This is a genomic window from Neoroseomonas rubea (genome assembly GCF_016106015.1).
Taxonomy (GTDB): Bacteria; Pseudomonadota; Alphaproteobacteria; order Acetobacterales; family Acetobacteraceae; genus Neoroseomonas; species Neoroseomonas rubea.
In genome coordinates this window covers 1-8,865 of record NZ_JACADQ010000158.1, presented here as the reverse complement: position 1 = coordinate 8,865, position 8,865 = coordinate 1, and the positions used below count along the sequence as shown (strand labels likewise).

Genomic DNA, 8,865 nt, shown 5'->3' with positions numbered 1-8,865 from the left:
TCGGCGTCCGTCCCGGGGCGCGCCGCGCCGGGCTCGGCCGCGCCCTGATGCGCGCCCTGGCGGCCGAGGCCGCGCGACGCGGCGCAGCCGAACTGTTCCTCGAGGTCTCGGAGGCGAATGGATCCGCGCGCGCGCTCTACACGGGCCTCGGCGCGGCGGAGACCGGGCGGCGGCGGCGCTACTACCCTGACGGGTCTGACGCGCTGGTGCTCCGGCTGGACCTCACCCGCCCCGGCGGATGAGGAGGCGGAGCGCGCCGCCCGTACCCTCCTCCGCCGCGAGCACCGCATGACCCTGCTCGGCGGCGGTGCGGGGGACGTTGCGGCGGGGTTCCTCCCCCTTGAGGAGGACTTCAAGCGACTGACCTGGCGCGAGACGATCCAGCGCCAGGCGCACACGCACGAAGGTCATCGGGCAAGTCTCACCCGTGATATCCAGGCTTGAATCCGGTTGGAATTCTTCGTCACCGACAAGAAATGACCTGGCTTTCATGTAATTTATCTCTCCCGCAATTGCGGCTTGTCGAGATGGTGGCTAGAAGGCCTCATTGCCATGGCGATGGGGGGCATGTCGAATGGCCGAGTCGAATCCGAGTTCGGAACTTCTGGGGCTCACCGCCCAGATCGTTTCGGCGCATGTGTCGCATAATCCCGTCCCCGCGAGCGAATTGCCGGGGCTGATCCAGGAAGTGTTCCGCACGCTCTCGGGCGTGGGCACGCGCCCGGCGCCGGAACCCGAGCGGCCGCAGCCGGCCGTGCCGATCAAGAAGTCCATCACGCCGGGCTACCTGATCTGCCTGGAGGACGGGAAGAAGCTGAAGATGCTGAAGCGGCATCTCAAGACCGCCTACAACATGTCCCCGGACCAGTACCGCGAACGCTGGGGCCTGCCGGCGGACTACCCGATGGTCGCACCCGACTACGCCAAGCACCGCTCCTCGCTCGCGAAGAAGATCGGCCTCGGCACGACCCCGCGCTCGCGCGGCAAGGGCAAGGGCTGACCCACCCACGGGGATTGGCCCGGCACGGCCGGCGGGCGTATGGTCCGCCGCCGCGCCGGGACGGGCGCCGCAGGACAACGGGGCCACGACCGCCGAATGGAGACCCGCACCAAGCCTCGGCCGGACGCGCCGGACCAGGGCGCGTCGCGCATCGAAAGGCTCTGCATCGAGCAGGGGCTGAAGATGACAGGGCAGCGCCGGCTGATCGCGCGCGTCCTGAGCGAGGCCGAGGACCATCCGGATGTCGAGGACGTCTATCGCCGCGCGCTCGCGCTCGACAACAAGGTCTCGATCGCGACCGTCTACCGCACGGTCCGCCTGCTCGAGGAAAAGGGCATCCTCGAGCGCCGCGACTTCGGCGGCGGCCGCGCCCGCTACGACCCCGCCGATCGCGGCCAGCACCACCACCTGATCGATGTCGACACCGGCAAGGTGATCGAATTCGCCGACGAGGAATTCGAGGCGCTGGCCCGCGCCATGGCGCGCCGCCTCGGCTTCTCGCTGGTCGGCCAGCGCCTGGAACTGTTCGGCCGCAAGATCGACCCCGACCCGGCGCCAGGCCCGGCGCCACGCCGGCGAGAGGCGCGCGACGCATGAGCGACCTGGAGACAGACCCCGGCTTCGGCGAGCTCCGCTCAGGCAATCTCGGCGTCCGCCTCGCGGTGGACGCGGCCGAGATCGATGCCGTGCAGGCGCTGCGCTACCGCGTGTTCTACGAGGAAATGGGCGCCCATCCGGACGCCGCGACGGCGGCCACGCATCGCGACCGGGACGATTTCGACGCCGTCGCGGACCACCTCCTGGTCGTGGACCACGACAAGGGCGAAGGGGCGAAATCCGTCGTCGGCACCTACCGGCTGATCCGACGACCCGCCGCGGCCAGGCTCGGGCGCTGGTACTCGGCCGCCGAATACGACATCTCCCGCATCCTCGCCTTCGAGGGCGAGTTGGTCGAATGCGGCCGGTCCTGCGTCGATGCCGCCTATCGCACGCGCGGCACGCTGCAATTGCTGTGGGGCGGCATCGCGGCCTACGTCTTCAAGCACAAGATCGCCATCCTGTTCGGCTGCGCGTCGCTGCCGGGGACGGACCTCGACGCGCTGGCCGACCAGCTGACCTACCTCGCGGCCAACCACATGGCGCCGGAGGAGATCCGCCCGCGCGCCCTGCCCGAACGCTACGTGCCGATGATCCGCAAGGACCCGGCGACGATCGACGTGAAGCGCACGCTGGTGGACCTGCCGCCGCTGGTGAAGGGCTATCTGCGCCTGGGCGGCTTTGTCGGCGACGGGGCGGTGCTGGACACGCAGTTCAACACGACCGACGTCGCGGTGCTGGTGAAGACGGACCAGATCACGGACAAGTACTACCGGCACTACGAACGCAAGGTGCGGGAAGCGTAGGCGGGCGGGGGGAGAAGGGAACTTCTCCCCCCGGAGCCCCCCTCAACCTTCTTTGTCTTTTGGGGACGGGCGCTAGGCTTCGCGCAGCTTCTGCACGAGAAAGCCCTTCAAACCCTTGTCCCGCAACGCGGCCAGCAACGCGTCGGAGACGAAGAACTCGCCCATGGTGAAACTGGCATCGACCCAAAGGTGTCGCCCTGCGATCACCGCGCGCGATAGGCACAGGTCGTCGACGTACTTCACCACTTCCTTCAGGGTCTTGCGGCGCTGGCCCTGCTTGCCGATGCATTCCTCGGGTAGCAACAAATGGATGCGCACCAGCGGGTTCATGATGAAGTACTGGCCCGGCGCGACCTGCCGCCCATCCAGGCGCTCGATCGGCTTGCCGTTGGGCCGGCGGATCATGATCGGGAAGAACTGGTGCAGGCCGGGTTCGAAGGCTTCCACCACCTCCCGGAACTCCGCCGAGACGCACCAGCACGCCACCACCGGCATGAAGTCGGCCAACGCCTGGTGCTTCGAGGTGAGCCAGAACTCGGGCTTCACATCCCCGGGTTCGAAGCGGACGCCCTTGTTGCCGAAGTCGAACTCACCAAGAGGCGTTCGTCGTTTACCCGCTTCGCTGAGCGCGGCACTCGACCCCGCCCCTTCCTTTGGTGCCCCCCCGGACAACCGGCCTCAGGCGCGTGTCGTGCGCCTACTTGATCATCGCTGCCATGACGCGCGCCCCCAGTCAGCGCCCAAAAGATAGAAAAGGGAGGGGGCTCGGGGGAGGTTCCCCTCCCCCGCCCTTTCACTCGTAGGGCGGCACCACCCCTGCCCGCGGTTCCACCGGCAGCATCCGATCCAGCCCCGTCATGCGCTCGAACAGTGCCGCCACCTGCAGCGCGCGCGCGTCCTGCCGTGGCGGTGCCACCACCTGCAGCCCGACGGGCCGCCCGTGCTGGTCGAAGCCGCAGGGTACCGCGACGGCCGGGCAGCCGGCGAGGGTCGCGAAGGCGTTGATCAGCGAACCGCCCATGTAGTTTTCCAGCACCTGCCCGCCGATCTTCTCCGGCGCGCGGAGCATCACGTCGAAAGCGGGGGTGGATGCGCCCGGCGTCACCAGCACGTCGCAGCGGGCAAAAATGTCGCGGAGGGAGCGGAAGAAGCGTGTCCGCTCATGTTCCGCCCAGGCGAGGCGGGAGGGGGTCTCGGACAGGCCCCGCTCGGTCTGCCAGACGATGTCGGGCTTGAGCAGGTCGCGCTTCGTCGCGAGCAATTCCTCGCGATCGACCACGAAATGCTGGCTGCGGAGCACGAGGAAGGCGTCGTTCAGTGCGCCGATCTCGGGATGGGCTTCCTCCACCGCGATGCCGAGGCTTTCGAAGCGCCGGACCTCTCGGGCGCAGATCGCCGCCGTTTCCCGGTCCATCGGCAGGGCGCCGCCGAAATCGGTGGTGAAGGCGATCCGCAGCGGCGTCTCGGCCTCCGCGGCCGCGACGGCGGCGGCGTAGGGGCGCGCCGGTGCCTCCCAGGTCAGCGGGTCGTCCAGGTCCCAGCCCGCCATGGTGTCGAGGAACAGTGCCAGGTCGGGGATGTTGCGCGCCATCGGCCCCTGGACCGAGAGCATGGACCACAGATCCTCCTGCGTGCCGCGCGTCACGCGCCCGGGCGATGGGCGCAGCCCGACGACGGAGCAGTAGGTGGCCGGGCGGCGGAGCGAGCCGCCATGGTCCGAGCCATGGGCGAGCCAGACTTCGCCGGTGGCGAGTGCGACCGCCCCGCCGCCGGTCGATCCGCCGCAGGTCAGCGCGGTGTTCCACGGGTTGCGCGTGCGGCCGAACACCTCGTTGAAGGTCGATCCGCCGGCGCCGAATTCGGGCGTGTTGGATTTCGCGATGACGATGCCGCCCTTGCGCTCGATGCGCTCCACCACCGGGTCGCTGCGCGTGGGGACGTGGTCGGCGAAGATCGGGCTGCCATAGGTGGTGCGGACGCCGGCGACGTCGCTCAGGTCCTTGATCGCGACCGGCAGCCCGGCGAGCCAGCCGGCTTCGCCTTCGGCCTCCCGCCTTTCGCCGCGCATCAGCGCCCTGGCGTGGTCGCGCGCGCGGTCGAGGCAGAGCGTGGGCAGGGCGTTCACCGCGGGCTCGACCTCGGCGATGCGCGCGGCGGCGGCGTCGATCAGGTCGAGCGGCGTGATCTCCCGCGCGCGCAGGCGGGCGACCGCTTCCGTCGCGGTCATTCGGATCAGGCGGTCGTCGGCCATGGCGCGCTCCTTCAACGGAAAGAGTGCAGCCCGGCCGCGCCCCGGGCGCAAGCAGCCGCGTTCAGGCGGGGGCGAGCGAGCGCCGCCAGGCGATCAGCGCCTTCACGAGATCGGTCGACGCGTGGTCGAAACTGGCGCCGAGGGCGAGGGCGGCTTCGGCCTGCTGCCGCCGGCCGGCCTGCACATCGGCCACCACGGCGGCGGCGTTGCGATGGAAGGCGGCGTGCAGCGCCACGATCCGGGTGAAGCTCGGCGTGGCGCGCAAGCTTGCGGGCACCGTGGTGCCGTGCAGGAAGCGTCCGAAGTCGCACGCATCGTCGCGCCCCACCGTCGCGCAATCGAGGGTGGACGCACCGTCGTTGATCGCGCCGCGCAGCCGCGCCTTCCAGGTCCCGAGCGCGGCAAGCGCGTGGTTGATGGCTTCGAAGAGGCTGTTGTCCATGATCGCTCGGTCCCTGATGACGGCCCGGATGGGTGGCGTGGCGCCATGCTTGCGGCCTTTCGTTCCGATATCGGAGAAAACAGCCCGGTCGCGAGCGGCGTGACGCGCGGCCTCCGCTCTGGTGGGGAGGTCGATGACGGACCGATGCCGATGGAGACGGGCCGTATCGCGGGCGGCTCCTACCGGCGCAACGCGCGCAGGGTCCGGGACGCATGACCAAGCGGTCGGCCGTCGATCAGCGCGAGGGCGGCACCGATCGCCGCCATGCCGGCCAGGTGGCGCGCGTCCAGCGCTTCCCCGAGCGCCAGGGTTCCGAGAAGGATCGCGCTGACGGGAATGAGGAAGGTCACGAGCAGCAGGTTCACCGGGCCCGCCAGCGCCAGGATGCGGAAATAGAGCAGGTAGGCGAGCGCGGTGGACAGCGCCGCCAGCCCCGCCACCGCCGCCATCGCGGCCGGGGATGGCAGCGGCAGGCTCCAGGGACGCTCGGCGAGCAGCGCGAGCGGGACCATCAGCGCCGTCGCGACGGTCACCTGGCCGAGCGCCGCTTGCACCGGTGCGACGCCAAGCGCCTTGAAGCGCCGCCCCCAGACACCCGCGCAGGCATAGGACAAAGTGGCGCCGAGCATGAGCAGCGTCGCCGCGGCCGCGCCCGCCGCACCGCGCAGCAGGTCCACGCCGATCATCGCGGCGACGCCGGCGAAGCCGAGCAGCACGCCCGCGACCCTGGTCGGGGTCGCGCGGTCCTCGGCCGTCGCGACATGGGCGACGAGCACGGTCCAGAGCGGCGTCGTCGCGTTGAGGATCGCGGCGAGGCCCGAGGGCAGCGTCCGCTGCGCGAGCACGATCAGCGTGAAGGGGATGGCGTTGTTGAGCAGCGCCATGACGGCGATCGCCCGCCAGGCGCGCGGCGGCGCCACGTGCAGCAGTGGAAGCGCAGCCCAGAGCAACGCCGCGGCGAGGCCGACGCGCAGGGCCACGAGGGTGAGCGGCGGCAACTCCGCCAGCGCGACGCCGACGAAGAAGAAGGACCCGCCCCAGAGGAGGGAGAGCGCGAGCAGCAGCGACCAGGCGAGGGCGGACATGCGCGCGAGGATGGTGCGGACCGGCGCGCGCGGACACTCCGCGGGTTGCGGCGGCGCGGCATGGAATGGGGAGGCCGTCCTCGGCCGTCAGTCCCCGGCACCCCGGAAACGCAGGGGTCCTGGGGGAGGCGCCCCTCCCCCGGACCTGTCACTCCTGCGCCGGCATCACGCCCGGCTTCCGGGTGATCGGCAACACGCGATCCGGTCGCGTTCAACAGGCGGTGAGCGAACGCCGCACGGCCCCGAGCGCCTGGGCGAATTCCCGGGAGGCATGTTCGAAGCTGGCGCCGAGGATGGCTGCGGATTCCGCGCGCGCGCAGCGGTGGGCCTGCGCCTCGGCGACCACGGCGGCGCCGTTGCGGTGGAAGGCGGCCTGCAGCGCGACGACCGGACTGAGGGTCGCGCTCGACCGAAGCGGGTCAGCCACCGGATCGGCGCCGGCGCCCTGCCCGGCATCGTCCGGCGTGCCGCTTCTGCGCGCCATCCGGTGCAGCCTGGTGGCGAGGTCGTCGGCGGTGTCGCCCAGCCGCACCTTCCAGACGCTGTGCGCGGAGATCGTTCGGTTGATGGCTTCAAGGAAGTGTTGGTCCATGGTCTCGCGGTCCCTCGTGCCGGCCGGGATGGCCGCCGCGTCACGATGCTCGCCCGATTTCGTTCCGTTTTCGTAAAATAATGCCGGTTTCGCGGATCGCTCCCCGCCGATAGCCTGCGCGCGAGAGGAGCATCGCGCCATGTACACGCCACCCGCCTTCCGCGAGGACCGCCCCGAAGTGCTGCGGGAAATCATGCGCGCGGCCCGTCTCGCCTTGCTGGTCTCGGCCGCGCCCGATGGCGGCGCGCCGGAGGCGACGCACCTGCCGCTGATGCTGGAGGAAGGCGAAGGTCCGCACGGGACGCTGCATGGCCACATCGCCAAGGCGAATGCGCATTGGAAGGGGCTGCGGAGGGCGGGCGTCGCGCGCGCGATCTTCCCCGGGCCGGAGGCCTATGTCTCGCCGTCGCTCTACGCCTCGAAGCGGGAGCATGGGCGTGTCGTGCCGACCTGGAACTACGTGGCGGTGCACGCGATCGGGACAGTGGAGGTGATCGAGGATGCGGCGCGGCTGCACGCGCTCGTCTCCCGCCTGACCGACCGGCATGAGGCCGCGCGGCCCGACCCCTGGGCCGTGACGGACGCGCCGGAGCCCTTCGTGGCAGGCCAGCTCAAGGGCATCGTCGGCATCGTGCTGCGGATCGAGACGCTGGTCGGCAAGCGGAAGCTCTCCCAGAACCGGGACGAGGCGGACCGGGCCGGCGTGCTGGCAGGGCTGTCGGAGAGCGAGGATGCGGCCGACCGCGCGGCGGCGGCGGCCATGCGCGCAGGATGAGGCTTCAGTCCCCGAGCTTCTGCTCGATCCGCGCCAGCGCCGCGCGCACCCGGCGCAATTCCTGCCCGACCGCCGCGATGCCGAGAAGCGCCAGCGCGGGGATCGCGCCCGCCCCGGCATAGAGCAGCCGCGCGCGGGACCAGCCATCCCCGCCGAAGGGCGTCGCCTGCCAGGCGAGCATGCCACAGGCCAGGATGCCGGCGATGCCGACGACCTGCAGGATGCGCCAGAGGATCATGCGCCACCCCGCCGCGCGATCGCGGCATCCAGCGTGTTTTCCAGCAGGCAGGCGATGGTCATCGGCCCGACCCCGCCCGGCACCGGTGTGATGGCGCCGGCGACGGCGGCGGCCTCGGCATAGGCGACGTCGCCGACCAGCCGCCCATCGGGCAGGCGGTTGATGCCGACATCGACCACGATCGCGCCCGGCGCGATCCAGTCGGCGCGCACCAGTTCCGGCCGGCCGACGGCGGCGATGAGGACCTCCGCCCGGCGGCACTCGCCGGGCAGGTCCTTGGTGCGGGAATGGGCGATGGTGACGGTCGCGTCGGCGCCGAGCAGCAGTTGCGCCATGGGCCGGCCGACGATCTGCGAGCGGCCGAGCACGACGGCGCGCGCGCCGCGCAGGGCGATGCCCGCTTCGGCCAGGATGTGCATGACGCCGCGCGGCGTGCAGGGGACGAGTCCCGGCTGGCCGGCGGCCAGCCTCCCGGCATTCAGCGGATGGAAGCCGTCCACGTCCTTGGCCGGATCGACCGCGGCGATGGCGGCCTCCGCCCGGATCTGCGGCGGCAGGGGCAACTGCACCAGGATGCCGTCCACCGCCGGGTCGGCGTTCAGCCGGGCGATCTCGGCGAGCAGGGCGGACTCGGCCGTCTCGGCCGGCAGGTGGATGGTCGCGCTGTCGAAGCCCGCTTCCAGCGCCGCCTTGTCCTTGTTGCGGACATAGACGCCCGAGGCCGGGTCGTCGCCGACGCGCACCACGCGCAGGCCCGGGCGGAAGGGCAAGGTGGCGATGCGGTCGGCCAGGCGTGCGCGGAGCCTGGCGGCGATCGCCTTGCCGTCGAGGATGCGGGCGGTCATGCGAGCGCCTCCAGGCGCGGCGCGAGGCGGTCCGGGATTCCGGCCACGCGCAGGGTCTTTTCCCGGGATGCCGCGCCCTGGGCGAGCGCGACGGTGGACGGTGCGACGCCGAGGGCCGCGGCCAGCGCGTCGCAGGCCGCCCGTGTGGCGCGGCCATCCTCCGGCGCCTCGGCGACCGAGATTGCGAGCCGCGGACCGTCCCCCGCCGGCCGGGATCGGAAGAGCACGCGTCCG

Annotated in this window: 14 protein-coding genes; 5 read left to right on the top strand and 9 right to left on the bottom strand. The window is 71.4% G+C overall.

Features of this window, described 5'->3' with window-relative positions:
- The coding region (locus tag HW577_RS14980) for a GNAT family N-acetyltransferase (RefSeq protein ID WP_198376957.1) at positions 1-242 on the top strand (242 nt) is incomplete at its 5' end.
- On the opposite strand, the gene HW577_RS14975 is transcribed toward HW577_RS14980, so the two are convergent.
- A complete protein-coding gene (locus tag HW577_RS14975) occupies positions 223-492 on the bottom strand; it encodes a sulfurtransferase TusA family protein (protein ID WP_198376956.1) in 270 nt (89 codons plus the stop codon). The genes HW577_RS14980 and HW577_RS14975 overlap by 20 nt on opposite strands.
- Positions 493-574: 82 nt before the next feature.
- Here HW577_RS14975 and HW577_RS14970 point away from each other — a divergent pair, with 82 nt between their 5' ends.
- The 3 genes from HW577_RS14970 (at position 575) to HW577_RS14960 (ending at position 2,403) form a co-directional block, all read left to right on the top strand.
- Entirely contained in the window at positions 575-1,000 is a 426-nt protein-coding gene (locus tag HW577_RS14970; protein WP_198376955.1) for a Ros/MucR family transcriptional regulator, read from the top strand.
- Between the two features lie 96 nt (positions 1,001-1,096).
- A complete protein-coding gene (locus HW577_RS14965) occupies positions 1,097-1,597 on the top strand; it encodes a Fur family transcriptional regulator (protein ID WP_198376954.1) in 501 nt (166 codons plus the stop codon).
- The gene (locus tag HW577_RS14960) at positions 1,594-2,403 is read left to right on the top strand and encodes a GNAT family N-acetyltransferase (protein ID WP_198376953.1); all 810 of its coding nucleotides are present in this window, start codon (positions 1,594-1,596) and stop codon (positions 2,401-2,403) included. The genes HW577_RS14965 and HW577_RS14960 overlap by 4 nt, the downstream gene beginning before the upstream one ends.
- Positions 2,404-2,475: 72 nt before the next feature.
- On the opposite strand, the gene HW577_RS14955 is transcribed toward HW577_RS14960, so the two are convergent.
- The 5 genes from HW577_RS14955 to HW577_RS14935 all read right to left on the bottom strand — a co-directional run bounded on the left by HW577_RS14955 (position 2,476) and on the right by HW577_RS14935 (position 6,773).
- Positions 2,476-2,949: an imm11 family protein gene (locus HW577_RS14955; protein ID WP_198376952.1), complete on the bottom strand. Its 474-nt coding sequence runs from the start codon at positions 2,947-2,949 to the stop codon at positions 2,476-2,478.
- 247 nt (positions 2,950-3,196) lie between these two features.
- Positions 3,197-4,654, bottom strand: a complete 1,458-nt coding sequence (locus HW577_RS14950) for an amidase (RefSeq protein WP_198376951.1) — start codon at positions 4,652-4,654, stop codon at positions 3,197-3,199.
- Positions 4,655-4,715: 61 nt separating this feature from the next.
- Positions 4,716-5,096 carry a CZB domain-containing protein gene (locus tag HW577_RS14945; RefSeq protein ID WP_198376950.1) on the bottom strand — a complete coding sequence of 127 codons (381 nt, stop codon included), beginning with the start codon at positions 5,094-5,096 and terminating at the stop codon, positions 4,716-4,718.
- Between the two features lie 179 nt (positions 5,097-5,275).
- Complete coding sequence (locus tag HW577_RS14940; protein ID WP_198376949.1) at positions 5,276-6,181, bottom strand: DMT family transporter; 906 nt, start codon at positions 6,179-6,181, stop codon at positions 5,276-5,278.
- Positions 6,182-6,392: 211 nt separating this feature from the next.
- Positions 6,393-6,773 carry a hypothetical protein gene (locus HW577_RS14935; RefSeq protein WP_198376948.1) on the bottom strand — a complete coding sequence of 127 codons (381 nt, stop codon included), beginning with the start codon at positions 6,771-6,773 and terminating at the stop codon, positions 6,393-6,395.
- 139 nt (positions 6,774-6,912) lie between these two features.
- On the opposite strand from HW577_RS14935, the gene HW577_RS14930 reads away from it, so the two are divergent.
- Positions 6,913-7,548: an FMN-binding negative transcriptional regulator gene (locus HW577_RS14930; RefSeq protein ID WP_198376947.1), complete on the top strand. Its 636-nt coding sequence runs from the start codon at positions 6,913-6,915 to the stop codon at positions 7,546-7,548.
- A gap of 4 nt (positions 7,549-7,552) precedes the next feature.
- Here the strand turns inward: HW577_RS14930 and HW577_RS14925 are convergent, their stop codons facing one another.
- The 3 genes from HW577_RS14925 to HW577_RS14915 all read right to left on the bottom strand — a co-directional run.
- Positions 7,553-7,786 carry a hypothetical protein gene (locus tag HW577_RS14925; RefSeq protein ID WP_198376946.1) on the bottom strand — a complete coding sequence of 78 codons (234 nt, stop codon included), beginning with the start codon at positions 7,784-7,786 and terminating at the stop codon, positions 7,553-7,555.
- A complete protein-coding gene (folD, locus tag HW577_RS14920; protein WP_198376945.1) occupies positions 7,783-8,631 on the bottom strand; it encodes a bifunctional methylenetetrahydrofolate dehydrogenase/methenyltetrahydrofolate cyclohydrolase FolD in 849 nt (282 codons plus the stop codon). Before folD ends, HW577_RS14925 begins: the two co-directional genes overlap by 4 nt.
- Positions 8,628-8,865 (bottom strand): DUF167 domain-containing protein (locus HW577_RS14915; RefSeq protein ID WP_198376944.1); only part of this gene is annotated, 238 nt, incomplete at its 5' end. The genes HW577_RS14915 and folD, both read right to left, overlap by 4 nt.

Excerpts from the sequence above, each read along its gene's own strand:
- HW577_RS14975 (WP_198376956.1), bottom strand. The coding sequence starts at position 492 with ATGAAAGCCAGGTCATTTCTTGTCGGTGACGAAGAATTCCAACCGGAT.
- HW577_RS14970 (WP_198376955.1), top strand. The coding sequence starts at position 575 with ATGGCCGAGTCGAATCCGAGTTCGGAACTTCTGGGGCTCACCGCCCAG.
- HW577_RS14965 (WP_198376954.1), top strand. The coding sequence starts at position 1,097 with ATGGAGACCCGCACCAAGCCTCGGCCGGACGCGCCGGACCAGGGCGCG.
- HW577_RS14960 (WP_198376953.1), top strand. The coding sequence starts at position 1,594 with ATGAGCGACCTGGAGACAGACCCCGGCTTCGGCGAGCTCCGCTCAGGC.
- HW577_RS14950 (WP_198376951.1), bottom strand. The coding sequence starts at position 4,654 with ATGGCCGACGACCGCCTGATCCGAATGACCGCGACGGAAGCGGTCGCC.
- HW577_RS14945 (WP_198376950.1), bottom strand. The coding sequence starts at position 5,096 with ATGGACAACAGCCTCTTCGAAGCCATCAACCACGCGCTTGCCGCGCTC.
- HW577_RS14940 (WP_198376949.1), bottom strand. The coding sequence starts at position 6,181 with ATGTCCGCCCTCGCCTGGTCGCTGCTGCTCGCGCTCTCCCTCCTCTGG.
- HW577_RS14935 (WP_198376948.1), bottom strand. The coding sequence starts at position 6,773 with ATGGACCAACACTTCCTTGAAGCCATCAACCGAACGATCTCCGCGCAC.
- HW577_RS14930 (WP_198376947.1), top strand. The coding sequence starts at position 6,913 with ATGTACACGCCACCCGCCTTCCGCGAGGACCGCCCCGAAGTGCTGCGG.
- HW577_RS14925 (WP_198376946.1), bottom strand. The coding sequence starts at position 7,786 with ATGATCCTCTGGCGCATCCTGCAGGTCGTCGGCATCGCCGGCATCCTG.
- folD (WP_198376945.1), bottom strand. The coding sequence starts at position 8,631 with ATGACCGCCCGCATCCTCGACGGCAAGGCGATCGCCGCCAGGCTCCGC.